The organism is Streptomyces sp. NBC_00076 (assembly GCF_045041235.1).
Classification (GTDB): domain Bacteria; phylum Actinomycetota; class Actinomycetes; order Streptomycetales; family Streptomycetaceae; genus Streptomyces.
Map to the genome: position 1 here is coordinate 9,543,183 of NZ_CP108242.1, position 24,638 is coordinate 9,567,820.

24 protein-coding genes are annotated in these 24,638 nt (G+C 70.8%); 16 read left to right on the forward strand and 8 right to left on the reverse strand.

The annotated features are described in order from the left end of the window. Nucleotides 1-9: 9 nt before the first annotated feature. Nucleotides 10-2,568, forward strand: a complete 2,559-nt coding sequence (locus OHA64_RS42775; RefSeq protein WP_405624347.1) for a cellulosome protein — start codon at nt 10-12, stop codon at nt 2,566-2,568. 66 nt (nt 2,569-2,634) lie between these two features. Here OHA64_RS42775 and OHA64_RS42780 read toward each other — a convergent pair whose 3' ends face one another. Further along, nucleotides 2,635-3,399 carry a VOC family protein gene (locus OHA64_RS42780; RefSeq protein ID WP_405622588.1) on the reverse strand — a complete coding sequence of 255 codons (765 nt, stop codon included), beginning with the start codon at nt 3,397-3,399 and terminating at the stop codon, nt 2,635-2,637. 100 nt (nt 3,400-3,499) lie between these two features. Then, nucleotides 3,500-3,892: a VOC family protein gene (locus OHA64_RS42785; protein WP_405622589.1), complete on the reverse strand. Its 393-nt coding sequence runs from the start codon at nt 3,890-3,892 to the stop codon at nt 3,500-3,502. Between the two features lie 87 nt (nt 3,893-3,979). Between OHA64_RS42785 and OHA64_RS42790 the strand changes: the two genes are divergently transcribed. Then, nucleotides 3,980-4,519, forward strand: a complete 540-nt coding sequence (locus OHA64_RS42790; protein WP_405624348.1) for a GNAT family N-acetyltransferase — start codon at nt 3,980-3,982, stop codon at nt 4,517-4,519. Nucleotides 4,520-4,542: 23 nt separating this feature from the next. Here the strand turns inward: OHA64_RS42790 and OHA64_RS42795 are convergent, their stop codons facing one another. Continuing rightward, a complete protein-coding gene (locus tag OHA64_RS42795; RefSeq protein WP_405622590.1) occupies nt 4,543-5,226 on the reverse strand; it encodes a glycerophosphodiester phosphodiesterase in 684 nt (227 codons plus the stop codon). A gap of 283 nt (nt 5,227-5,509) precedes the next feature. Here OHA64_RS42795 and OHA64_RS42800 point away from each other — a divergent pair, with 283 nt between their 5' ends. The 4 genes from OHA64_RS42800 (at nt 5,510) to OHA64_RS42815 (ending at nt 9,464) form a co-directional block, all read left to right on the forward strand. Continuing rightward, nucleotides 5,510-6,907, forward strand: coding sequence for a DUF6421 family protein (locus OHA64_RS42800; RefSeq protein ID WP_405622591.1), 1,398 nt, complete (start codon nt 5,510-5,512; stop codon nt 6,905-6,907). 41 nt (nt 6,908-6,948) lie between these two features. Continuing rightward, a complete protein-coding gene (locus OHA64_RS42805; protein ID WP_405624349.1) occupies nt 6,949-7,704 on the forward strand; it encodes an SDR family NAD(P)-dependent oxidoreductase in 756 nt (251 codons plus the stop codon). Between the two features lie 11 nt (nt 7,705-7,715). Further along, nucleotides 7,716-8,786 (forward strand): threonine aldolase family protein, encoded by a 1,071-nt coding sequence (locus OHA64_RS42810; protein WP_405622592.1) that lies wholly within the window; start codon nt 7,716-7,718, stop codon nt 8,784-8,786. A 72-nt stretch (nt 8,787-8,858) separates the two neighbouring features. Next, complete coding sequence (locus tag OHA64_RS42815) at nt 8,859-9,464, forward strand: transglutaminase family protein (protein WP_405622593.1); 606 nt, start codon at nt 8,859-8,861, stop codon at nt 9,462-9,464. A 182-nt stretch (nt 9,465-9,646) separates the two neighbouring features. Here OHA64_RS42815 and OHA64_RS42820 read toward each other — a convergent pair whose 3' ends face one another. Then, nucleotides 9,647-10,375: a lysophospholipid acyltransferase family protein gene (locus tag OHA64_RS42820; RefSeq protein ID WP_405622594.1), complete on the reverse strand. Its 729-nt coding sequence runs from the start codon at nt 10,373-10,375 to the stop codon at nt 9,647-9,649. 185 nt (nt 10,376-10,560) lie between these two features. Next, nucleotides 10,561-10,977 carry a DUF4395 domain-containing protein gene (locus OHA64_RS42825; protein WP_405622595.1) on the reverse strand — a complete coding sequence of 139 codons (417 nt, stop codon included), beginning with the start codon at nt 10,975-10,977 and terminating at the stop codon, nt 10,561-10,563. 77 nt (nt 10,978-11,054) lie between these two features. Between OHA64_RS42825 and OHA64_RS42830 the strand changes: the two genes are divergently transcribed. The 4 genes from OHA64_RS42830 (at nt 11,055) to OHA64_RS42845 (ending at nt 14,214) form a co-directional block, all read left to right on the forward strand. Continuing rightward, the gene (locus OHA64_RS42830) at nt 11,055-11,468 is read left to right on the forward strand and encodes a TlpA family protein disulfide reductase (protein ID WP_405622596.1); all 414 of its coding nucleotides are present in this window, start codon (nt 11,055-11,057) and stop codon (nt 11,466-11,468) included. A gap of 208 nt (nt 11,469-11,676) precedes the next feature. Next, nucleotides 11,677-12,186, forward strand: a complete 510-nt coding sequence (locus OHA64_RS42835) for a flavin reductase family protein (protein WP_405622597.1) — start codon at nt 11,677-11,679, stop codon at nt 12,184-12,186. Between the two features lie 225 nt (nt 12,187-12,411). Then, entirely contained in the window at nt 12,412-13,200 is a 789-nt protein-coding gene (locus tag OHA64_RS42840; RefSeq protein WP_405622598.1) for an electron transfer flavoprotein subunit beta/FixA family protein, read from the forward strand. Between the two features lie 51 nt (nt 13,201-13,251). Further along, nucleotides 13,252-14,214 carry an electron transfer flavoprotein subunit alpha/FixB family protein gene (locus OHA64_RS42845; RefSeq protein WP_405622599.1) on the forward strand — a complete coding sequence of 321 codons (963 nt, stop codon included), beginning with the start codon at nt 13,252-13,254 and terminating at the stop codon, nt 14,212-14,214. Between the two features lie 57 nt (nt 14,215-14,271). Here OHA64_RS42845 and OHA64_RS42850 read toward each other — a convergent pair whose 3' ends face one another. After that, nucleotides 14,272-15,147, reverse strand: a complete 876-nt coding sequence (locus OHA64_RS42850) for an endonuclease/exonuclease/phosphatase family protein (protein ID WP_405622600.1) — start codon at nt 15,145-15,147, stop codon at nt 14,272-14,274. 208 nt (nt 15,148-15,355) lie between these two features. On the opposite strand from OHA64_RS42850, the gene OHA64_RS42855 reads away from it, so the two are divergent. Beyond that, nucleotides 15,356-16,660 carry a DUF6986 family protein gene (locus tag OHA64_RS42855; protein WP_405622601.1) on the forward strand — a complete coding sequence of 435 codons (1,305 nt, stop codon included), beginning with the start codon at nt 15,356-15,358 and terminating at the stop codon, nt 16,658-16,660. A 96-nt stretch (nt 16,661-16,756) separates the two neighbouring features. After that, entirely contained in the window at nt 16,757-18,889 is a 2,133-nt protein-coding gene (locus OHA64_RS42860; protein ID WP_405622602.1) for a protein kinase domain-containing protein, read from the forward strand. A gap of 86 nt (nt 18,890-18,975) precedes the next feature. On the opposite strand, the gene OHA64_RS42865 is transcribed toward OHA64_RS42860, so the two are convergent. Both OHA64_RS42865 and OHA64_RS42870 read right to left on the reverse strand, forming a co-directional pair. Next, nucleotides 18,976-19,725: a hypothetical protein gene (locus OHA64_RS42865; RefSeq protein WP_405622603.1), complete on the reverse strand. Its 750-nt coding sequence runs from the start codon at nt 19,723-19,725 to the stop codon at nt 18,976-18,978. A gap of 7 nt (nt 19,726-19,732) precedes the next feature. Beyond that, nucleotides 19,733-20,782, reverse strand: a complete 1,050-nt coding sequence (locus OHA64_RS42870; RefSeq protein WP_405622604.1) for a LacI family DNA-binding transcriptional regulator — start codon at nt 20,780-20,782, stop codon at nt 19,733-19,735. 276 nt (nt 20,783-21,058) lie between these two features. Between OHA64_RS42870 and OHA64_RS42875 the strand changes: the two genes are divergently transcribed. The 4 genes from OHA64_RS42875 (at nt 21,059) to OHA64_RS42890 (ending at nt 24,569) form a co-directional block, all read left to right on the forward strand. Next, on the forward strand, nt 21,059-22,006 hold the full coding sequence (locus OHA64_RS42875) for an ROK family protein (protein ID WP_405622605.1): 948 nt from the start codon (nt 21,059-21,061) through the stop codon (nt 22,004-22,006). Nucleotides 22,007-22,145: 139 nt separating this feature from the next. After that, the gene (locus OHA64_RS42880; protein ID WP_405622606.1) at nt 22,146-23,165 is read left to right on the forward strand and encodes a TIGR01777 family oxidoreductase; all 1,020 of its coding nucleotides are present in this window, start codon (nt 22,146-22,148) and stop codon (nt 23,163-23,165) included. A gap of 30 nt (nt 23,166-23,195) precedes the next feature. Then, on the forward strand, nt 23,196-23,387 hold the full coding sequence (locus OHA64_RS42885) for a hypothetical protein (RefSeq protein WP_405622607.1): 192 nt from the start codon (nt 23,196-23,198) through the stop codon (nt 23,385-23,387). 141 nt (nt 23,388-23,528) lie between these two features. Beyond that, a complete protein-coding gene (locus tag OHA64_RS42890) occupies nt 23,529-24,569 on the forward strand; it encodes an NUDIX domain-containing protein (protein ID WP_405622608.1) in 1,041 nt (346 codons plus the stop codon). Nucleotides 24,570-24,638: the final 69 nt, after the last annotated feature.

Genomic DNA, 24,638 nt, shown 5'->3' on the forward strand with positions numbered 1-24,638 from the left:
TCTGATCGGATCGTCATCGTTCCCGACCGGCTCACCGTCGACCTCGGAGCCGAGACGGGCCCCTTCCACGGGGGCGCGAGCGGCACGCTCTACGGCCTGTACGGCGACGGAGTGCCCAGTCGCGAGGTCGTCGAGGGCATGTACGTCCGCACAGTCACGACCAAGGCCCAGGACGGCATCCAGCATCCGGGTGCCGACGCGCTGGAGATCCTCCCGTCCTTCGTCGCGGCGGGCGGCCAGGACGTGTACGTCTACCTGCCCGACCACTACCGAGGCTTCCCCTACGAGTGGCCCGGCGCCACCGGCGAGGAGCGGCTGGCCGGATTCCTGGAGGTCGTGCGCCGCCAGGTCGAACACGTCCTGACCCTGGGCGCGTACCGGTCCCATGTCGTGTACGTGCCGTTCAACGAGCCCGAGGGCAACATGTTCGGCGAGGGGGAGTGGAGCTACGACCGGACCTCCTGGCGCACCGACCCGCGGCACTACTTCGCGGCCTGGCAGCAGGCGTACCACCTCATCAAGACCCTCGACCCCCGGGCGCGGATCGCCGGACCCAACACCTGCATCCTGTACCCCGAGGTCAGGGACTTCCTGGAGTTCGCCAAGGCCCAGGACGTGCTGCCCGACGTGATCACCTGGCACGAGCTGTCCTCGCCGGCCGAGGTCCGCACGAACGTGGCCAAGTACCGCGAGATGGAACGGGAGTTGGGCATCGGACCGCTGCCGGTCAACCTCAACGAATACGCGCACAATTTCCACGTGTCCGTCCCCGGCCAGATGGTGCAGTGGATCTCCGCGATCGAGGAGTCGAAGGTCGACGCCGACCTGGCGTACTGGAACATCGCGGGCAACCTCAACGACTCGGCCGTCGAGGCGGGCAAGGGCAACGGCCAGTGGTGGCTGTTCAACGCCTACGGGCAGCTGACCGGCAACACGGTCCGGGTCACCGCCCCGCGTCCCAACGTGCAGTACACGCTGCAGGGCCTGGCCGCCCTGGACCGGGACAAACGGCAGGCGCGGGTGCTGTTCGGGGGCGCGGCCGGCGCGGCCGACATCGTCTTCGAGGGCGTCGACCCCGACCTCTTCGGGACGGCCGTGCACCTGCGGATCCAGGAGATACCGTGGACGGGCCAAGTGGGCGTCTGTGCCCAGCCGTCACTGCTGCGGGACGAGGAACTGCCCGTCGTGGACGGCCGGGTGACCCTGCCGGTGTCCAAACTCGACGCGATGTCCGCCTACCAGGTCATCCTGGCGCCGGGCGGCAACGGAGCCCCGATCGCGCCGCCCCAGGAGGACCGACGGCGGACGTACGAGGCCGAGGACGCCACGTACACGGGCGGCGGCTACTCCCGGAACGGGCCCGAAGGATCCCCGGCCGACGTCGACCGGTTCGCCACCTCCGGCGGATATCACGTGGGCGGCCTGCGCACGGGATCCGACGGCGTGCTCGCCTTCGACATCGAGGCCCCGCGCGAGGGCACGTACGAACTCCGGGTGTTCGCCAACTCCTACAACCAGGCCGAGCTGGTGCGCGGGCACGGGCCCACCAACGTCTTCCTTCGCGTGGATGGCGAGAACCCGCGCGAGCTGCTGCTTCCGCTCGGCTACAAGTGGGCGGTGTGGGGGCACACCGACACCCGCGTCGAGCTGACCGCGGGCAGCCACCGTGTCACCCTCGCGGCGCGGGACCCCGAACTCGGCGCCACCAAGGGGGACGCCGTCGTCGACAGGCTGGACCTCGTACGGTGCGACGACGACACCACCGCGCTGTACGAGGCCGAGTACGCCGCACTCGGCGGCGGGACGGCCGTCAGCTACGCGCACCGCGGAGCCTCGGGGCCGGGAGCCGCGGTGCTCCCCAGGGGCGGCACCGTCACCTTCTGGGTGCACGCGGACGACGACGGCGAGGCGAGCGTCACCGTCGACGTACTCGGCCCCGGTCAGGGCCTGCTGAGCGTCAACGGCGAGGACGTCGGACGCGTCGAGCGGGGAGCCGTGCCGCTCTTCCTCACCGGAGGCGTCAACAAGCTCACGGTCACCGGGAGTTCGGAGCGCATGGTCGTGGACCGGCTGCGCGTCGGCCCGTCGCGCGGACTGCTGCCCAGCGCCGTGTACCCGGCCGAGGAGGGCCTCCTGACCGGCACGGCGAAGGTGACCGGGTACTCGCACGCCACCGGCGGCAAGGCGGTCGACGGGATCGGCGGCGGCTCCGGCAACGCCCTCACGCTCACCGTGTCGGCCGAGCGGGCCGGACGCCACGCACTGACCCTCCGCTACGCCAACGGCGAGCAGGCGCCCGCCACCCACTACAACCCGGACCCGGTCTGCCGCCACGCGGACGTCTGTGTCAACGGGGCCGACCCGCACCGGGTCCTGTTCCCCACGACCTTCCACTTCAACAACTTCTGGAACCTCTCGGTCCCCGTCACCCTGGAGCCGGGCGCCAACACGATCACCCTCACCGCCGACGAACTCCCGGACTTCGACGGCGCGACACGCAACCCGCACGGCCAGCGATCCGCCCACGCCCCCGTCATCGACCGGGTGACGGTGACGCGATTGTTCTGACGCCCGGGTCCGGACACGCCGCCCCGGCGGACCTCGGCGGCGTGGCGACCGCCCGCGCCCTCCTTCTCAGTCCTCGTCCGGCGAGCGGTACACCCCGAACATCGCGCCCTGCGGGTCCCGCAGCACCGCGATGCGACGGCCCCCCTGGAGGGAGGTGGGTTCCATGAGGGCGGTGCCGCCCGCCGAGGTCGTGGTACTCGCGGCCGTGTCCACGTCGGCGACCGCGAAGTACGGCAGCCAGTGCGGTGGCACCTCGGGCGGGAACTTGTCGTCCATCGTCACCATGCCGCCGAAGTCCGCGCCGTCGAGGCCCCACTGCGTGTAGTGCTCCGAGGCGTTGACGCTCCAGCCGAAGACCGACGGGTAGAAGGCCCGGGCCTGCTCGGGGGCCCGGGTCATCAGCTCCACCCAGCCCAGTGAACCGGGCGCGTTGAACAGCCCGGCGCCCGGGAAGGAACGGGCCTGCCACAGCTGGAAGGCCGCTCCGGTCGGATCGACGGACACCGCGAAACGGCCCACGTCGAACACGTCCATCGGGCCGACCAGAACGGTGCCGCCCGCCTCCGTGATCTCCCGGGCGGTGGCGTCGGCGTCCCGCACGGCGAACGACACGTTCCACGCGACGGGCTGCGACTCCTGGTACAGCGGGGCCAGGGCGGCGACCGCGGCGTCGCCGAGGTGCGCGATCGTGTAGCCGCCCGCCTCCTGGCGCGCATCGGTCTCGGGGCGCCAGCCGAACAGCTCCGTGTAGAAGCGCTTCGCCGCCTCCAAGTCGTTGGTCCCCAGTTCGGTCCAGCAGGGACCGCCGGTCACCGGCTTGTCGAGCTTCATGGCGTTCCTTCCGAGTGCCTCGAGACCGTGTGGGCGAAGCCCCCTCTCAGCACGCTATGCCCCGGTCCGTGTCCCGGCCATCCGGCTGTGAACCGGCGACTCAGATACTGGGCCGGTACCGCAGCGGATGGTCCGCCGGCACCTCCACCAGCACGATCCGCGTCCCGTCCGGATCCGCGATCCACATCTCGACCAGCCCCCACGGCTCCGTCACCGGGGGCCGCACGATCTCGACGCCCTTGCCCCGCAGCTCCTCGTGAGCCGCGGCCACGTCCGCGACCTGGAGCCACAACCGCATCGCCGGCGACGGCGGCACCTCGGACCGCCCGGACACCTCCAGGAACCCGCCGCCGAGGAAGTAGACGGTTCCGCGCTCCGGCCCCTCCCCGAACTCGCGGTGGACGGCGAGCCCCAACTGCTCGCCGTAGAAGACACGGGACCGTTCCGGATCAGTGGGCCGCAGCAACGTCCGGCCGCTCAGTACGTGCACCATGCAGCAAGAGCGTAGTGGTGCCGCCCAGCGGCGTTACCCTCATCGATGCCCGTGCCGTGCCCCGCCGAAGAACCGGAGATCCGAGCCATGGAGACCGCCGCCACCCGACTGAGCTTTCGTGACGCCACCGACGCCGACGTGGACGTCCTGGTCGCGCTGATCGAGTCGGCGTACCGCGGGGACTCCAGCCGTACCGGCTGGACCACCGAGGCGGACATCCTCGAAGGGCAGCGGACCGACCCGCAGGGCGTGCTGGACGTCATCAAGGCGGCCGACAGCCGGCTGCTCACAGTCGAGCGCGAGGGCCGGATAGTCGCCTGCTGCCAGCTCGAACACCGCGGCGACCACGCCTACTTCGGGATGTTCGCGGTCAGCCCGGCCGTCCAGGGCGGCGGCCTCGGCAAGGTGATCATCACGGAGGCGGAGCGACAGGCCCGCGAGACCTGGGGCGCCACCGAGATGCACATGACCGTGATCTCCGTACGCGAGGACCTCATCGCCTGGTACGAGCGCCGCGGCTACCGCCGTACGGGAAGGATGACCCCCTTCCCGTACGGCGACGAGCGTTTCGGCATTCCGCAGCGTGACGACCTGGAGTTCGAGCTGCTGGTCAAGGAGCTCGCGTGATCCTTACGGCGGTCGCCTGACCGTCACGCCGTGAAGCGGCCGATGCGCCTGATCTCCGGATAGTCGGTGGTCGCGCCGTCCAGCTCCAGGGCCCGCACCAGCCGCAGCTGTTCCTGTGTGTTCACCACCCAGCCGATGATCCTCAGGTCCGCCTTGCGCGCGGCCTCCACGGTTTCGAGGGTGAGGCGGCGGATGTTGAGGCAGACGGTCGCGGCACCGGCCTCGACAGCGCGCTCCACGATGTCGGTGCCGTAGCGGCTGCCGATCAGCGCGGTGCGCACCCCCGGCAGCAGCCGGGTGATCTCGGCGATCGCCTCGTCGTGGAACGAGGACACCTCCACGCGGGCGGTCAGGTTCCGCCGGTCCAGGACCTCGGCGAGCGCGCGGGCCGCCGCCAGGTCCTTGATCTCGGCCTGCAGCGGCAGTTCTACGGCGTCCAGCACCTCCTCGAACACCGGGATCCGCTCGCCGAGCCCGGCGTCCAGCGCGCGCAGCTCGTCGAGCGTCCGCTCGGCGATCGGGCCGGTCCCGTCGGTCGTACGGTCCACGTCGGCGTCGTGCATCACGACGAGCGCGTCGTCCTTGCTCAGATGCAGATCGAGTTCGATGACATCGAGGCCGGCCTGTTCGGCGGCGACGAAGGATCTCAGGGTGTTCTCGGGCTCGACACCCATGACTCCCCGGTGCCCGATGGTGAGGAAGTTCAACGTTCGACTCTCTTCCGTCGACGGCGGCTCGGCACGCCGCGCAGACCTGGCCGGAGGGCTGCGCGGGCGGATTTGCAGCCTATCGGCCCCGCCCCGCGATGAACCCGCCCCTGCACGGGGAGCGATGCGCGAAGCATAAGTAGCTGCCGCCCGGGTATCTGGCAGGAAAATATTCCGTGATGATGGGGGGTAGGCAGGATAATTTCCCGAGCCCCCACTTGCTGACCGAAACCATATGTGTATACGGTCGTCCTACGCGAGGTTCTCCCGTGGAGGGTGAGACATGACGGAAATTCTTGTGCAGACGGCTTCGGGGGAACAGGTTCCTCCCGCGACCAGGGTGGTGGAGCACCCGGCGTGGCCCGTGCTCAAGGATGCCGTGGAGCAGATCCGGCCATGGCAGTCCAAGGACGGGTCGATCGACTTCCTGGCCGAGGGCGCCCCGGACCCGGCCGACGCCGAACGCGCCGTCCGGCGGGTCGTCGACGCCGTGGAGGAGCTGTCGCCGCTGCTCGGGCACGACGTCGCGTACCACCGGGCCCTCGTGAAGGACCTGCGCCGCTGGTCCGACGGTGGCTTCGAGGTGCCTGACTTCCTCGACTCACTGCTGGCCTTCCAGCCCGCCGGGAACCGCGCGGACGGCCTCCAGCACCTGGTCGTCTTCCCGATGTACACGCAGAACGGCAACCCGGACCGCAACCTCGAAGCGGTCGTACTGCGCATGGTCTGGCCCGACTGGCTCGCCGAACTGGAGCGGACCCGCTACGACAACCCGCTGTTCTGCGGCATCAAGTTCGAGGACTTCACGTCCGGATACGACACCAACTCGGCCGTCCTCTTCCCGGAGACCATCGCCGTGCGCGAGGCCCCCGAGCGGTTCAGCTGGGGCGGCATCTTCTGCGACCGCGAGGCCGCGCGCTTCCGCCGCGTGACCGACGCCGCCGTCGACGTCCTGGGCCTGGAGCTGCCCGAGGACATCGCCGCGATGGTCCACGACCAGAAGCGCTGCGAGGAGGCCTTCGTGCTGTGGGACATGGTCCACGACCGCACCCACAGCCACGGCGACCTGCCCTTCGACCCGTTCATGATCAAGCAGCGCCAGCCGTTCTGGATGTACGGCCTCGAAGAGCTGCGCTGCGACCTCACCGCCTTCAGGGAGGCCGTGAAGCTGGCGGCCGACGGCGTCCCGCAGGCCCGTGACGTGCAGTACGCCGTGCTGTTCGACCGCATGTTCCGCTTCCCGGTCACCGGTGAGCGGGTGCGCAACTACGACGGCCTCGGCGGCCAGCTCCTCTTCGCCTACCTGCACAAGCACGACGTGGTCCGCTGGACCGACAACAAGCTGTTCATCGACTGGCAGCGCGCGCCCCAGGTCACCAACCAGCTGTGCGCCGACATCGAGAAGCTGTACCGCGACGGCATCGACCGCCCCAAGCTCGTCCACTGGTTCGCCGGATACGAGCTGGTCTCCACCTACCTCGCCCCGCACCCGGGCTCCCGCTGGGCCAAGGGCCCCGACGCCCTCGACCTGAGCCAGCCGCCGCGAAAACTCGTCGATGACGTGCTTCCGGACGAGTTTCCGCTGAGCATGTTCTATGAGGCCCTTTCCAAGAAGCTGAAGAAGGTGATCGCCTCCACCAGGGGCATCACCGCGGAGAGCGCCGAGCGGATCGCCGCGTGAGCGACCGCGATACCAGGACCACTGCTCAGGAGGCGAAGACCATGGGGAACGGGGCTCTCAGCGGTGCGGTGATCGCGGTGGCCGGCGCGGGCGGACCCGCCGGGCGTGCGACGCTGCTCAGGCTCGCCGAGGCGGGGGCGACCGTCGTCGGTGCGGACAATGATCCCGAGCGGCTGGCGGAGGCCGTGGACGCGGCCCGCTACAGCGCCGGCGGCGCCACGGTCACCGGCGAGACGGTCGACCTGCTCGACCTGGAATCGACCCTGGAGTGGGCCGCCCATACGGAGAAGGAGTTCGGCCGGGTCGACGGCGTGGTCCACCTCGTCGGCGGCTGGCGCGGCAGCGAGACCTTCGCCAAGACCAACCTGCACGACTGGGACCTGCTGGAGATGCTGCTCATCCGCACCGTGCAGCACACCTCCCTCGCCTTCCACGAGGCGCTGCAGAGCAGCGACCGCGGTCGGTACGTCCTGATCAGCGCCGCGGGCGCCAGCAAGCCCACCGCGGGCAACGCCGCCTATGCGGCCGCCAAGGCCGCCGCCGAGGCGTGGACGCTCGCGCTCGCCGACTACTTCGCCAAGGCGGGCGCCGCCGAGGGAGCTCGCGGAGCCACCTCCGCCGCTGCCATCCTGGTGGTGAAGGCGTTGGTGCACGAGGCGATGCGCGCCGAGCGCCCCAACGCGAAGTTCGCGGGGTTCACGGACGTCAAGGACCTGGCCGAGGAGATCGTCGGCGTCTGGGAGAAGCCCGCCGCCGAAGTGAACGGAAAGCGTCTGTGGCTGACCGAGAAGCCGTGATCCGACAAGCTGTGAACCCCCCGAAGACCGACGCTCGCCGTCATCACGACCCTGAGGCCCGCGGTTTCGCCAGCGACAACTACGCCGGCGCCCACCCGGAGGTGATGGCCGCCCTGGCCCTGGCCAACGGCGGCCACCAGGTGGCGTACGGCGAGGACGACTACACCGAGAACCTCCAGAGCGTCATCCGGAGCCACTTCGGTCCTACGGCGGAGGCGTTCCCGGTCTTCAACGGCACCGGCGCCAACGTCGTCGCGCTCCAGGCGGTCACCGACCGCTGGGGCGCGGTGATCTGCGCCGAGAGCGCGCACATCAACGTCGACGAGGGCGGCGCTCCCGAGCGCATGGGCGGCCTGAAGCTGCTCACCGTGCCCACACCCGACGGCAAGCTCACCCCCGAGCTGATCGACCGGCAGGCGTACGGCTGGGAGGACGAGCACCGTGCGATGCCGCAGGTCGTCTCGATCACCCAGAGCACCGAGCTCGGCACGCTCTACACGCCGGACGAGATCCGCGCGATCTGCGACCACGCCCACGCGCGCGGGATGAAGGTCCACCTGGACGGCTCGCGGATAGCCAACGCGGCGGCGTCCCTGAACGTGCCGATGCGGACGTTCACCAACGCGGTCGGCGTCGACATCCTCTCCTTGGGCGGCACGAAGAACGGCGCGCTGTTCGGTGAGGCGGTCGTCGTCCTCGACCGGGACGCCGTCAGCCACATGAAGCACCTGCGCAAGCTGTCCATGCAGCTCGCCTCCAAGATGCGCTTCGTGTCGGTGCAGTTGGAGGCCCTGCTCGCCAAGGACCTGTGGCTGCGCAACGCCCGCCACGCCAACGAGATGGCCCAGCGGCTGGCCGAGGGGGTCCACGCCGTGCACGGCGTGGAGATCATCCATCCGGTGCAGGCCAACGGCGTCTTCGCCAGGCTCCCGCACGACGTGAGCGAGCGCCTGCAGAAGAGGTTCCGTTTCTACTTCTGGGACGAGGCGACGGGCGTCGTGCGCTGGATGTGCGCCTTCGACACGACCGAGGACGAGGTGGACGCGTTCGTGGCCGCGCTGAAGGAGGAGATGGCGCACTAGCTCTTGCATAGATATGCGGTCACTCGAAAAGTCATTGACTGTCGGGTGATCGCATTCCTATGCTCTGCGGACATGGAGCTGATCCAGGACACCCCCGACCTGTCCGCGTACTTGGCCGCGGACGAGGCCATCGACCACCATCATCCGCTGGTGCGGGAGACCGCCGCCCGCCTGGCCAAGGAGGCGATGGACTCGTATGCCTATGCACGGCTTGCCTTCGAGTTCGTGCGCGACACCATTCCCCACTCGCAGGACTCGAAAGACCCGCGCGTCACCTGGCGGGCCTCCGACGTCCTGGCACAGGGCACGGGCATCTGCTACGCGAAGGCCCACGCGCTGACGGCCCTGCTGCGGGCCGAGGACATCCCGACGGCGCTCTGCTACCAGCGCCTGCTGCAGGACGACGGCGTCGGTCACGCCGTGCACGGTCTGGTCGCCGTGCGCTTCAACGGGGCCTGGCACCGCCAGGATCCGCGCGGCAACAAGCCCGGTGTGGACGCCCGATTCTCGCTCGACGGCGAACGGCCGGCCTGGATCCCTGACCCGAATTCCGGTGAGGTGGACTATCCGGTCCTGTACGCCGAACCGCACCCGGATGTGCTGGGCGCCCTGAAGGCCGCACCGGACCGGCCCTCCCTGTGGAAGACGCTCCCCACCGCACTCCGAGGCAGGTCATGACCCTGTCCCGGACAGTGTCGGAGGAGGTGGGCGCCCGCGGCCCGGGCATGCCCGTCGTTCTCGAGGCGCACGGACTCGTCAACGGGCCGGACGCTGAGGGCAGTTCGGCACTCCTCAACAGTGCGGCCCGCAGTCCCGGATCACCGGGCATCCGCTAGTCGGGCAGGCGTGGAGCGCGGGGCTCAGTGCGCCTCGGCCGCACGGACCTCTTCCGGGGTCGGGGCGGTGCCGCCGAGGTGGGCCGGCATCCACCAGGTGTCGTTCGCGTCCTTGGGGCGCACCGGGTAGGCGCGCTGGGCGGCCTCCAGGAGTTCCTGGACGCGCTCGCGCACCTGACGGGTGATCACGCCCGCGTACTTGTCACGGGAGGCCTCGATCGCCTCGCCCACGCGGATGGTGACCGGGGTGTGGCTGCGCTTGAAGTTGCGTGGGTGGCCCTTGGTCCACAGCCGCTGGGTGCCCCACAAGGCCATCGGGATCAGCGGGACGCCCGCCTCCTGTGCCATGCGTGCGGCGCCCGACTTGAAGGACTTGAGGGTGAAGGAGGGGGAGATGGTGGCCTCCGGGAAGACGCCCACGATCTCGCCGGACCGCAGCGAGTCCAGGGCGTGCGCGTACGCCGTCTCACCCTGCTTGCGGTCCACCGGGATGTGCTTCATCCCGCGCATCAGCGGGCCCGAGATCTTGTGCCGGAACACGGACTCCTTCGCCATGAACCGCACGAGACGTTTCTGCGGAAGCGCCGCCAACCCGTCGAAGACGAAGTCCAGGTAGCTGATGTGATTGCTCACCAGCACGGCACCGCCCGAGCGCGGGATGTTCTCCGAACCCTTGCAGTCGATCTTGAGGTCCCACGCCTTGAACAGGGCCTGGGCGAAACCAACGACGGGACGGTAGACAAGCTCTGCCATGGACGGTGTGGGCCCTTCCTTCTCTGCCTGGGAAGGCGAATCCAGGCCGAAGTTACGCAGCCGTAGGTTTACGGCATCTCGCAGATCGTGCCCCAAGAACGGGCGGGGAGCCAGTCCTGGTGCCTGTCGGCGGCGAGATTCTCGTCACGTCCACCCGTGATCCACCACGGGCTTTTAAGACGCCTTTACTCCGCGCGTACGGTCGCCCGCCGAACAAGCAGGTACATCTCGCATCCGAGGCAGTAACCGAACGTGGCATTGAGGAACGCCGCCGCCAGCGCCGCGCCGGTCGCCGCGAGTCCCAGCCAGTCCGGGCCCAGCGTGTAGCCGACGAGGCCAACGCCCGCGAACAGAAGGCCCACTGCCTGCGCGAACCGGGGCGGCTCCGGCGCCTCGAACTCGGTCGGCGGCCCGAGCCGGGGCCGCACAGCGCCGCGGAAGAGCCAGCCGTAGGGTGAACGCCCCACGCCGCCCGCCGCACCCAGCGCGAACGCCAGCGTCTGCCAGGCCAGCAGCCACGCACTGCCGGTGATCAGTACGACAGCCAGCACGACGGTCGTCACGGCCGCGCCGAAGCGTGGCCCTCTCACATCGATGTCCATGGGAATGAAGCATTCCGCATCGGTAACGGTTCAGGGCGGCGGGAATCTTTGCGGTCTTGTGAACGCTGCTGCAGACGATGACCGGACTTGTGGTGTGTGTGGCGGTGCTCGCTGCGGCGAGTGCCTACGGAGTGCTGCATCGGCGACGGAGCGGGAGGATTCGGGTGCGCGGGCGCGACGACGGAAAGCGGCTCGGCGCGGCGGAACTTGGCGGGCGGCTCGGTGAGCGCGCCACCCTCGTCCAGTTCTCGAGTGCCTTCTGCGCCCCCTGTCGGGCGACCCGGCGGGTCCTGGGCGAGGTGGCCGACCTGGTCCCGGGTGTCACCCATGTCGAACTCGACGCCGAGGACAACCTCGACCTCGTCCGCGCACTCGACATCCTCAAAACCCCGACCGTGCTGGTCCTGGACGCCGACGGCCGGATCGTCCGACGTGCCGCGGGCCAGCCGCGCAAGGCCGACGTGATCGCGGCGTTGGGGGAGGCGGTGTGACGCCCGTCGCACAGGGCGTGAGGCATCTCCCATATACCGGGACGTACTTGACTGCGCCTACCACCTATCGTCAGCCTGACCGTATGCCTTCGGAACTCCTTCTCTTCGGGCGGGTCCACGTCGATCTGGCCCGCACCGCGAGCGCGCGCTGTCCGAGCTGTTGAGCAGCCACGGACGCCCAAGCCACTTCTCGCAGAAGGACACTTCCATGACGGCCACGCCCGGCCTCGGCGCCACTCGGCTCGCCTCGCCCGACCTCCTGCGTTCCGTCTTCCGGCGGCACGCGGCGGGAGTCGCCGTGATCACCGCGCGCGGTGACGCCGGCCCGGTCGGCTTCACCGCCACCTCCCTCACCTCCGTCTCCGCCGACCCACCGATGCTCTCCTTCGGTATCGGCACCGGCGCCTCCAGTTGGCCCGCGGTGTCCGAGTCCGGGCATGTCGGCGTGCACATACTCGGCGAGCACCAACAGGACCTGGCCGCCACCTTCGCGCGCAGCGGAGCCGACCGCTTCGGCCCGGCGACCCGCTGGCGCGAGGGCCCCGAGGGCGTGCCTGTTCTGGACGACGTGTCGGCCTGGCTGGTGTGCCGGGTCGTGGCGCGGGTTCCGGCCGGCGACCACCGCATCGTGCTGGCCGAGGTCGTCCTCGGCGACCCCACCGGCCCCGGACGCCCGCTCCTCTATCACCAGGGGCGCTTCCACGGGCTGGGTGACTGAACGGCCCGGCCGGACCCTCCGCTGCTGCGAAGGTGTCGAGTTCCGATTACGCTGCGTTGCGAAGGTCACAGTTCAAAGCGCTTGCTCAGCGGGAACGAACTGGGTGTACTGACGAGTAATATTTCGTTCGGAGCGTGGGTCGCCCCGACCGGGATCGGCCGCTTGTGGCGCCTATGCTGCCTGCAAGAGGCAGCCGAAAAATGACGATGCAGTAGGAGAGCCGGCGTGAGCTTGAGGATCGTTGTCACTGTGAAGTACGTGCCCGACGCCACTGGCGACCGGCACTTCGCCGATGACCTGACCGTCGACCGGGACGACGTGGACGGTCTGCTCTCCGAGCTGGACGAGTACGCGGTCGAGCAGGCGCTGCAGATCTCCGAGAACTCCGACGACGACGTCGAGGTCACCGTACTGACCGTCGGCCCCGAGGACGCCAAGGACGCGCTGCGCAAGGCGCTGTCGATGGGCGCCGACAAGGCGATCCACGTCGAGGACGACGACCTGCACGGCACCGACGCGATCGGCACCTCCCTGGTGCTGGCCAAGGCCCTCGAGAAGGCCGGTTACGACCTGGTGATCTCCGGCATGGCCTCCACCGACGGAACCATGGGCGTCGTGCCCGCGCTGCTCGCCGAGCGTCTCGGTGTCCCGCAGGTGACCCTGCTGTCCGAGGTCTCCGTGGAGGACGGCACGGTCAAGGGCCGCCGTGACGGCGACTCCGCCACCGAGCAGCTGGAGGCGTCCCTCCCCGCCGTGGTGTCGGTCACCGACCAGTCGGGCGAGGCGCGTTACCCGTCCTTCAAGGGCATCATGGCCGCCAAGAAGAAGCCGGTCGAGTCCTGGGACCTGTCCGACCTGGACCTGGAGGCCGAGCAGGTCGGCCTGGAGGGCTCCTACACGGTCGTCGACTCCGCGACTGAGCGCCCGGCCCGCACGGCCGGCACGATCGTCAAGGACGAGGGCGAGGGCGGCAAGCAGCTCGCCGAGTTCCTCGCGAGCCAGAAGTTCATCTGAGCTCGACGTCGCTGACCGCCCCTCATCTCATCCAAGCAGGAGAGCATTCCCATGGCTGAAGTCCTTGTCTACGTCGACCACGTGGACGGTGCCGTCCGCAAGCCCACTCTGGAGCTGCTGACCCTGGCCCGCCGGGTCGGTGAGCCGGTCGCCGTCGCGCTGGGCAACGGCGCCGCCGACACCGCCGCGACGCTCGCCGAGCACGGCGCGGTGAAGGTCCTCACCCACGACGCCGCCGAGTACGCCGACTACCTGGTCGTCCCGAAGGTCGACGCGCTGCAGGCCGCCGTCGCCGCCGTCTCCCCGGCCGCCGTGCTGGTCCCCTCCTCCGCGGAGGGCAAGGAGATCGCCGCCCGCCTCGCGCTGCGCATCGGCTCCGGCGTCATCACGGACGCCGTCGACCTGGAGGCCGGTGACGAGGGTCCGGTGGCCACCCAGTCGGTGTTCGCCGCGTCCTTCACCACCAAGTCCCGCATCGCCAAGGGCACCCCGGTCATCACCGTCAAGCCCAACAGTGCCGCCGTGGAGGCCGCCCCGGCCGCCGGCGCCGTCGAGGCGCTGGACGTCACCTTCTCGGCGCAGGCCACCGGCACCAAGGTCACCGCGCGCACCCCGCGTGAGTCGACCGGCCGTCCGGAGCTGACCGAGGCCGCGATCGTCGTCTCCGGCGGCCGTGGCGTCAACGGAGCGGAGAACTTCTCGATCATCGAGGCCCTCGCCGACTCCCTCGGCGCGGCTGTGGGCGCCTCGCGTGCCGCGGTGGACGCCGGCTGGTACCCGCACACCAACCAGGTCGGCCAGACCGGCAAGGCCGTCTCGCCGCAGCTCTACATCGCCAACGGCATCTCCGGTGCCATCCAGCACCGCGCCGGCATGCAGACCTCGAAGACGATCGTGGCCGTCAACAAGGACGCCGAGGCCCCGATCTTCGACCTCGTCGACTACGGCGTCGTCGGCGACCTCTTCGACGTCGTCCCCGCGCTGACGGAGGAGATCAAGACCCGCAAGGGCTGATCCCCGCCGCGCCGTACGAGGCCCCCGCGACCGTCCCTGGGTCGCGGGGGCCTCGGCTCATCCCAGGGTCAGCGACGCCTGCACCGGCAGGTGGTCGCTCGGGAACTGGCCGTCACGCTCGAAGATGTTGACCGACGCCCGGTGGGTCGTGACCCCCGCGGTGGTGAGGATCCAGTCGATGCGGTCGCCGTCCGGCGTCAGCGGCTGGTAGCCGTGGAAGGTCGCGTAGAGCCTGCTGCGCTCGGCGGCCGTGTCCCAGGTGTCGACGAGTCCGGTGCCCAGGAGGGTGTCGTAGGCCTCGCTCTTGTGGGCCGCCGCGTTGAAGTCGCCGGTCACGATGGACGGTAGGGCCCGGTCGAATTTCGCGATCCGGTCACCGACGAGGGACGCGGAGCGCGCGCGTGCGTACGGGCTCACGTGGTCGAAGTGGGTGTTGAGAACGTAGAACTCACGTCCGCCGTCGTGCAGATCGCTGAACCGGATCCAGGTGACGATGCGGGGGAGGCGGGCGCCCCAGGTGTTCGAGCCGATCACCCTGGGCGTGTCGGAGAGCCAGAAGGTGTCGTGCTCGGTCGGCGTCAGGCGCCGGGTGTCGTAGAAGACCGCCACGGCCTCGTCGTGGCTGCCGCCCTCGCGGCCGGTGCCGATCCAGTCGTAGTGCGGTCCGAGGTCGGAGCGGATGTCGAGCAGTTGCGGGTAGAGGCCCTCCTGGGTGCCGATCACGTCGGGTGCCTCGCGGCGCAACAGCTCGCGCATCACCGGACGGCGGGCCGCCCAGCTGTTGGGCTCGGTGGTGCTCGCGAAGCGCAGATTGAACGTCATGACCTCCAGACGGCGGGTTCTCGGTTTGGCCGCCGAGGTCGGGACCGTGCCCAACAGCGGGACGGTCAGCGCGGTGGCCACCGCCGATCTCATGCCCATGCGACGCGTCATGCTTGAGTTGTGCCCCATGTGATTCCCTCCCCAGAGATCAGGATGAAGGTGCGAGCCGAAGTGTGAAAGGGGGCACAGAGGTTCCCGGGAGCGGCAGTGAACGCTGTGGATCAGGGCACGGGCGGGGTGTTGACCGTCGGGAAGCCGCACGGATAACTTCGATCTACGGATTGTTGATTCCGTAGAGCGGAAAACAGGAGGGTGCGGAATGAGTCAGGGCCGGCAGGAGCAGGTGGCGACGAGCCTCGCGGGAGCCGTCAGCGAGGAGATCAGCGCCTCCCTCGCGCCGGTCGACGCCGAGCTGGAGCGCCGTTACCCCGGGGACCCCGGCACCCGCCAGCCCGTCCACACGGTCTACGTCCCCGGCGACGTGTTCGCCGCCGGCACCGTCCGCTCCTGGGGCGACCAGGCCCTCGCCGCCCTCGACGAACACGCCCCGAGCGCCGAGTCCCTCGCCGCCGTCCTCGGTCTCTCCGACGAACTCGCCGAGCCGGTGTACTCCCGCGTCCGCGCCAAGCTGGAGCAGGAGCCCATCGAGGACCTGCGTGTCGACTTCGAGGACGGCTACGGACCCCGCCCGGACGCAGAGGAGGACGAGACGGCGGCCCGCGCGGCGCGGCTGATCGCCCAGGCGTACCAGGACGGCACGGCGGCCCCGTACATGGGCATCCGCATGAAGTGCATGGAGGCACCCGTCCGCGACCGCGGCATCCGCACCCTGGACATCTTCCTCACCGGCCTGATGGAGGCCGGCGGTCTGCCCGCCGGGCTGGTGCTGACGCTGCCGAAGGTGACGTATCCCGAGCAGGTCACCGCCATGGTGCGGCTCCTGGAGGCCTTCGAGAAGGCGCGCGGGCTGGAGCCCGGCCGGATCGGCTTCGAGATCCAGATCGAGACCAGCCAGTCCATCCTCGCCACCGACGGCACCGCCACGGTCGCCCGCATGATCCAGGCCGCCGAGGGCCGTGCCACCGGCCTCCACTACGGCACCTTCGACTACAGCGCCTGCCTGGGGGTGTCCGCCGCCCACCAGGCCAGCGATCACCCGGCTGCCGACCACGCCAAGGCGATCATGCAGGTCGCGGCCGCCGGAACCGGCGTACGCGTGTCGGACGGCTCGACGAACGTCCTGCCGGTCGGCCCGACGGCGAAGGTCCACGACGCCTGGCGGCTGCACTACGGCCTCACCCGACGCGCCCTGGCCCGCGCCTACTACCAGGGCTGGGACATGCACCCCGGCCACATCCCCACCCGGTACGCGGCCGTCTTCGCCTTCTACCGCGAGGGCTTCGAACAGGCCGCCGCCCGCCTCACCCGCTACGCCAACCGCACCGGCGGCGACGTCATGGACGAGCCCGCCACCGCCAAGGCCCTCAGCGGCTACCTGCTGCGCGGCCTGGACTGCGGCGCCCTCGACATCGCCGAGGTCGCCCGCCGCAGCGGCCTGACCCGCGCGGACCTCGAGGGCTTCGCGGCACCGAGGCGAGCCGACCTGACGGTCTCCGCGAAGTAGCGGGCCTGTTACAGCCGCATCCGTTCGCCGGCGCTGTCACTCCCGCCCCGTAGTCTGTACGGCAATTCACGGACGTGTCAGAGGAACGGGGCGGCGGTGTCTTCGGGGGAGCACGAACGGGCGGACGAGGTCGGGAGGTTGCTGGCCGGGCGCTATCGCGTGGTGGCACAGCTCGGGCGTGGCGGCATGGGTGTGGTCTGGCGGGCCGTCGACGAGGTGCTCGGGCGTGAGGTCGCCGTCAAGGAACTGCGCACCTACACCGACGCCGACGGGCCCGAACTCGCCGGTCTGCGGCTGCGGATGCAGCGTGAGGCCCGTGCGGCGGCCCGGGTGCGCCACCCCGGAGTGGTGGCCGTGCACGACGTGGCCGAGGTCGACGGACGTCCGCTGATCATCATGGAACTGGTGGACGGCCCCTCGCTGGACGGCGTCCTGCGCGAGCGCGGCACGCTCGACCCGCGCGAGGCGGCCGGTATCGGCGCCGAGGTGATGGACGCGCTCGTCGCCGCCCATCGTGCGGGCGTACTGCACCGGGACGTGAAGCCCGGCAACATCCTGCTCGACCGCTCGGGCCGCGTCGTCCTGACCGACTTCGGCATCGCGAAGGTGGAGGACCCGGGCGACGGCTCGGCCACCCATCTCACCCGCAGCGGCGAACTCGTCGGTTCGCTGGACTACCTTGCCCCCGAGCGGGCCCAGGGGGCGGACCCGGGCCCCGCCTCCGACATCTGGGCCCTCGGTGCCACGCTGTTCGCGGCCGTCGAGGGTTCCTCCCCGTTCCGCCGTACGTCCACGTTCTCCACGCTCACCGCGATCGTCACCGAGCCACTGCCGGAGCCCCGCCGCGCCGGCCACCTCGGCCCCGTCCTGAGGCGACTCCTCGACAAGCGTCCGGAGTCCCGTCCCGGTGCCGAGGAAGCCCGCGACCTGCTGCGGGCCGTGGCGGACACGGCCGGCACGGACACGCCGACGACGACGTTGCGCGGGTCGGTGGATCCGGCGCCCGCGCGGACGGAGACGGGGCGGACGGAGACAGAGCGGACCGAGACTGGGCCGACGGAGCGGAGTGTGCCTGCGGCACCGCCGGGGTTCGGACCGGTGGAGCCGGTGGGACCGGGCGGACCGGCCGGGCGGGAGTTGGAGGCTACGGGGCAGGGTGCGCCGGGGGAGCAGGGAACCCCTCTCCCCGCACCGGGAGCACCGGCGGCGCACGGGACCGGCGGCCCCGGGGCAACTGGACCCACGGTTCACGGCGGGCCGACGAGCCACGGCGGTCAGCCAGAGACGACCGGCCGATCAGAGGCGACCGGCCAGCCAGAGACGACCGGTCAACCGGACCCCACTGAACAGATCGGGGTCCCCGGGCAGGCGGGTCCCACCGGCCGGGCCGGCCACACCGGTCACCCGGGCCCCGGAGTCCCGCCCGGGCCGCACGCGCACGGCTTCGGAGCGCCCGCCCCCGCGGGATCGGAGCCCGCAGCCACCGGCCCCATGTCCGCCTCCGGCCCCTCCGCCTCCGGTCCCACCCGACGCAAGGCCGTTGTGCTCGCCGCCGCGGCCGCGACCGTCGTGCTCGTGGCCGCCGGGGCCACCGTCGCAGTCCTGGACCTCACGGGCGATGCCTCGGCCGACAACCGGCCCACGGCGTCGGTCACCTCCGCCGCGGCCTCCGCCGCCGCAGACCGTGCCGACGCCGAGCGTTCGGACTCCCCCGAGCCCACCGACCAGGGCGACGGCAAGAATCCGACCGCGACACAGTCGCCCGGGGCCGAACCCGGCACGGAGACCGCGGACCGGGCCACCACCTCGTCCCCGGCCAAGACCTCGGGCAGCGGCACCACCACCGGCGGCGGCACCTCCGGTGGGTCGTCGGACGGGGATTCCGGCGACGGCGGCACGACGGGCGGTGGCGGCACGGGCGGGGGAGGCACGGAGACCACGCAGGCCCCCGCCTGCCACTCCATCGGCGGCGGCAAGTACAACTGCGAGGTCTGGCGCACCGCCGATTCGTACACCGACTCCGGCGCCGAGGCCGGCGTCCTCAACGCGGGGACCAACTACTTCTACTGCCAGCAGAACCTGGGCCGCCGCGAGACGTACGGCCAGTGGACCAACGTCTGGTGGGCGAAGACCGACGATGACAGCGGCAACACGAACGTCTACGTCAGCGACGTCTACATCAAGGGCGGCGACAACGACTCCCCGATACCCGGACTCCCGGTCTGCTGAACGAGGACCGAACGCCGAAGACATGGAGGTCTCACCGCGTCCACGGTCGGCCGAACACGCCCGCGACATCGCCGCAGGCGGCCTCCTCAGCCCCCGCCCTCCGTGTACCGCTCCAACCCCGAGGTCGTCACCAGCTTCTCGTCCTTGAACAGCCGCGTGCCCTGCTCGCACAACCGCCGATCGGCCCGCGCCCGGGCGCAGAACTCCTCCGGGGTGATGCCGAAGAGTTCCCTCAACCGGGCGGATCCCACGAGGAGTTCGCTGAGCAGGGACCGCTGGCCCGGGTGTGTGCGAGGCACGCCGGTGCCGTCGTGCAGGACGCCGTGGCGGTTGACGTACGCGTACACGCCAGGCAGCGTCACTCCGGGCGCCGGCTCGACGCGCACCTCGGGCGCGGGCAGCCAGGCGCGGTGGAAGTTGCCGTTCGGCAGCGGCACCCCTTCGCTCGCGTCGACCACCGCGAGTTGCTCGTCGTCGAGCCAGGTGACGAACAACTCCCGTACCACTCCCGGCGCGTCGAAGGGGGACGCGGACACGTACCCCAGGCGGCTGACGTGTGCGGAGACCCCCACGTCGAGGCCGGTGACCCGGGCCCTGACCATCGGAATCGGCGATGTGATCCCGAACTCGGCCATCTTGTGCCGCAGTTGGGCCGGGCTGGCGTTGGAGCCGACGGCCAGGACGGCGGTGCGGTCGGGGTGCACGAAGACGTCGAGGGGCAGCAGCCGGTCACCGTCGAGGAGTCCGGAGTCCCGCGGCCACCCGCCCGGATAGAGCAGCGGATGATCGCGCGGCGCCTCGGCCAGGCCCAATGCCTTCAGGGTGAGATCCTTCATGGGCCGCTCAGTCCGTCGGTGGCAGCTCGCCAGAGCCGCGGGTGATCAGCCGGGTCGGCAGCTCGATCCGCTCCGGGGTGAGCAGGGTGCCGTCCAGTTGGCGGAACAGCCGCTCGGCGGCCGTACGGCCGAGGGTGGCCGCGTCCTGGGCGACGACGGTGACCCCGGGCCGCAGCAGATCGGCCAGCTCGATGTCGTCGAAGCCGACGAGGGCGACCTGCCGCCGGTGTTCCGCCAGGACCCGGATCACGGTGACCGTCACCCGGTTGTTGCCGGCGAAGACGGCGGTGACGGGGGAGGGGCCGGTGAGCATCTCCTCGGTCGCCCGGCGCACCCGCTCGGGATCGGTCACGCCCAGCGACATCCAGGAGTCCTCCACCGTTATCCCGGCGTCCTCCAGGGCGGCCCGGTAGCCGCGCAGGCGCTCGGCGGAGGTGTGGATGCGGGGCATGTCGCCGATGAACCCGATCCGCCGGTGTCCGTGCGCGATCAGGTGAGCCACGCCGTCCCGGGCGCCGCCGTAGTTGTCCGAGACGACGACGTCGGCGTCGATGTGCCCGGCCGGACGGTCCACGAACACCGTCGCCACGCCTGCCTTCAGCTCGGGCTCCAGATAGCGGTGGTCGTCACCGGCGGGGATCACCACCAGCCCGTCCACCCGCCGTGCGCACAGTGCCAGCACCAGCTCCCGCTCACGCTCCGGGTCCTCCGCGCTGGAACCGTTGATGAGCAGGGCGCCGTGGGCTCGGGCCACCTCCTCGACCGCGCGGCTGAGCGGGCCGTAGAACGGGTCCGCGAGGTCCTCCAGGACCAGGCCGATGCTGGCGGTGCTGCCCTTGCGCAACACGCGCGCGCTGTCGTTGCGGCGGAAGCCGAGAGCGTCGATCGCCTCCTGGACACGCCGCTCGGTCTCCGTCGTGACACCGGGCTCACCGTTGACCACGCGCGAGACCGTCTTCAGCCCGACGCCGGCCCGCGCGGCCACGTCCTTCATGGTCGGGCGATTGCCGTAGCGGTTTCCGGCGAGGCGCTCGGCGCGGTGGTGGGTCTCGGGCACGCTGCGGGTTCCTGTCCTGTCGTCCACGGGGGTGCGGCGGTTCATGAGGGGACGCACGGTTCGTGAGGGGAACGTGGCGGTCCATAATTTCGTATGAGGATGTGGCGTCGAGCATAGAGCCTGGACAACGTTGTCAGATGCGAGAGACACTGTCCAGTGCAATCTCCGGCCTGCGCCCCACCGCGAGACCGGCCTGCGTTCCCGCATGGTTGCCCGCACACTCTTCATGGCTGTTCCCAAGGTTGTTCCGATGTCTGACGGGGAGATCCGACACTGATGCACACCGACCTCGTGGCCGCGCTCGACATCGGCGGCACCAAGATCGCCGGGGCGCTGGTGGACGGCCACGGCCGGATCCAGGCTCGCGCGCAGCGCGCCACGCCCGCCCGGGAAGACGGCGACACCGTGATGCGGGCCGTCGAGGAGGTGCTCGCCGAGCTGACCGCGTCGCCGCTGTGGGGGCGCGCCATCGCCCTCGGGATCGGCAGCGCGGGCCCGGTGGACGCCTCCCTGGGCACGGTCAGTCCGGTGAACGTGCCGGGCTGGCGCGACTATCCGCTGGTCCAGCGAGTGAAGGCGGCGGCCGGGGGGCTGCCCGTCGAGCTGATCGGGGACGGTGTGGCGATCACGGCCGCCGAGCATTGGCAGGGCGCCGCCCGTGGGCACGACAACGCGCTCTGCATGGTGGTGTCGACGGGAGTCGGTGGCGGCCTGGTCCTCAACGGCCGACTGCACCCCGGCCCGACCGGCAATGCGGGTCACATCGGCCACATCAGCGTGGACCTCGACGGTGACCCGTGCCCGTGCGGTGCGCGCGGCTGCGTGGAGCGCATCGCGAGCGGCCCCAACATCGCGCGCAGGGCGCTCGAGAACGGCTGGCGGCCCGGCCCGGACGGGGACACCTCCGCCGCCGCGGTGGCCGCCGCCGCCCGGGGCGGCGACCCGGTGGCCGTGGCCTCCTTCGAGCGGGCCGCCCAGGCGCTGGCCGCCGGCATCGCGGCCACCGCGACCCTCGTCGAGATCGACATCGCCGTCGTCGGCGGCGGCGTGGGCAAGGCCGGCGACGTGCTGTTCGGCCCCCTGCGCAAGGCCCTGAGCGACTACGCGACCCTGTCCTTCGTGCGGCACCTGCGGGTGGAGCCCGCGCAGATGGGCACGGACGCGGGGCTGGTCGGCGCGGCGGCTGCGGCCCTCGCCCGGCGGGTCGCCCCGGCGGCTGTCTGACGGAATTCGGCAGGATCGTCTCACTCGATCGGCCCGGCGGACCCATGTGGGTCGGCCGGGCCGTTTCATTCGCCGACGACCTTCTTTTGAACACGTTCAAATAAGTGCGCTAGGGTTGCCTCGGACAAGGGGGAAGCCCATGAAGATCGTGATACCCGGCGGAACCGGGCAGGTCGGCACCATCCTGGATCGAGCGCTGACGGCGGCGGGCCACGAGGTCCTCGTCCTGACGAGGCGGCCGGAACGGGAACGCGAAGTCGCCTGGGACGGCGAGACGCCGGGGCGGTGGGCGGAGGAGATCGACGGCAGTGACGTCGTGATCAATCTGGCCGGGCGCAGTGTCAGCTGTCGTTACACCGAGGCCAACCTGAAGGCGATGATGGACTCCCGGGTTCGCTCCACGTCGGCGGTGGGCGAGGCGATCGCGGCCGCGACGAGGCCGCCCCGGGTCTGGCTGCAGATGAGTACGGCCACGGTCTACGCCCACCGGTTCGACGCGCCGAACGACGAGCGGACGGGCCTGCTCGGCGGCACCGAACCCGGTGTTCCGGACTACTGGGCCCACAGCGTCGAGATCGCCACCCACTGGGAACGCGCCCAGGAGCTGGCGGCGACCCCGCACACCCGCAAGGTCGCCCTGCGCTCCGCCATGGTGATGAGCCCGGACCGGGGCGGTGTCTTCGACGTGCTGTCGTGGCTGACGCGTCTCGGCCTCGGTGGCCCGGTGGCGGGCGGCGCCCAGTACGTGTCCTGGATCCACGACCGGGACTTCGTCCGCGCGGTCGACTTCCTCGTCGACCGGGACGACCTCCACGGCCCCGTGAACCTCGCCGCCCCCGCGCCTCTGCCGCAGCGTGCCTTCATGCGCGCCCTGCGCTCCGCCTGGAATGTTCCGGTAGGTCTGCCGGCGACCCGGTGGATGGCGGAACTGGGTGCTTTCGCGTTGCGCTCGGACACCGAGCTGCTGCTGAAAAGCCGCCGTGTCGTCCCCGGTCGGCTGCTCGACGCCGGCTTCGCCTTCGAGCACCCCGCGTGGCCCGAGGCCGCCGCCGACCTGGTCCGACGGCGGCGCGGCGACTCCAGGTCCGTCGGGTCCGCGGGCCGGGCCCCTCACCCCGGGCGTCCGGCGCTGTCCCGATCACCCAGACGCGGGGCGTGACTCCGAGGGCGTTCGCCAGTTGAACCCGGCATGAAGAAGCGCAGCATGCTCGCCATCGCCTCCCTCGCCACCGGCTTCGTCGTCGCGGCCATCACCCCGTCCCACGCCGTGAGCGGGGAACTCGCGGACCTCGACGTCGACAAGACTCTCAGCACCCTCGACCACACCATCGCCCCCGACAGCAACATCGTGGACGAGCGTGGCCCCGTGCAGAACGGCTGACGGGGCCCGACCCAGGACGTGGCGCCGGTGCCCCCGACGGGAGGGGGCACCGGCGCCCGTCTGTGCGCCCTCTACTGCGGCTGGTTTCCGTGGCAGGGTGGAGCGGGCAAGCCTCAGGGGGCCGGCTGAAGAGGGGGAAACGTGATCGTCTGGATCAACGGCGCGTTCGGTGCGGGGAAGACCACCACCGCACGGGAACTGATCGAACTGATCCCGAACAGCACGCTCTTCGACCCCGAGGTCATCGGCGGAGGACTCACGCACCTGCTGCCGCCCAAGCACCTCGCCGAGGTCAACGACTTCCAGGACCTGCCGATCTGGCGACGACTCGTGATCGACACGGCGGCCGCGATGCTCGCTGAGCTGGGCGGGACCCTGGTGGTCCCGATGACCCTCCTGCGCCAGGACTACCGGGACGAGATCTTCGGTGGTCTGGCCGCACGCCGGATCGCCGTCCGGCATGTGCTCCTCGCACCGGCGGAAACGATCCTGCGTGAGCGCATAGCCAGACGCGAGGTCCCGCCGGGCCTCCCGGACGGGGAGATACGCATACGGCAGTGGTCCTACGACCACATAGACCCGTACCGATCCGCTCTCGCCTCCTGGCTCACGGCGGACGCGCACCTGATCGACACCAGCGCCCTCACACCGTACGAGACCGCCTCGCGGATCGCCGAGGCCGTCAGCCGCGGCACCGTGCCCGTCTGCGACATCGTGCAGACGCCCGAGCCGACCGCCGAGACGATCGCCGCGGGTGTCCTCCTCTTCGACGAGCAGGACCGGGTGCTGCTCGTCGACCCCACCTACAAGGCCGGCTGGGAGTTCCCCGGCGGTGTCGTCGAACCCGGTGAGGCTCCGGCCCGCGCCGGCATGCGCGAGGTCACCGAGGAGACAGGCATCCGCCTCGACGACGTACCCCGCCTCCTGGTCGTCGACTGGGAGGCGCCCGCGCCGCCCGGTTACGGCGGTCTGCGCCTCCTCTTCGACGGCGGACGCCTGGACTCCACCGAGGCCGGTCGCCTCCTGCTGCCGGGGCCCGAGCTGCGCGACTGGTGCTTCGCCTCCGAGGAAGAGGCCGCCGACCTGCTGCCGCCGGTCCGCTACGAGCGGCTGCGCTGGGCCCTGCGGGCGCGGGAACGCGGGGCGGCGCTGTACCTCGAAGCCGGGATCCCGATCGGCTGACCCGTCGTGGGAGCCCCGCCGCGCTCTGGTGCCGGCGGGGCTCCCACGGGTACGCCCATGTGGTGCGGA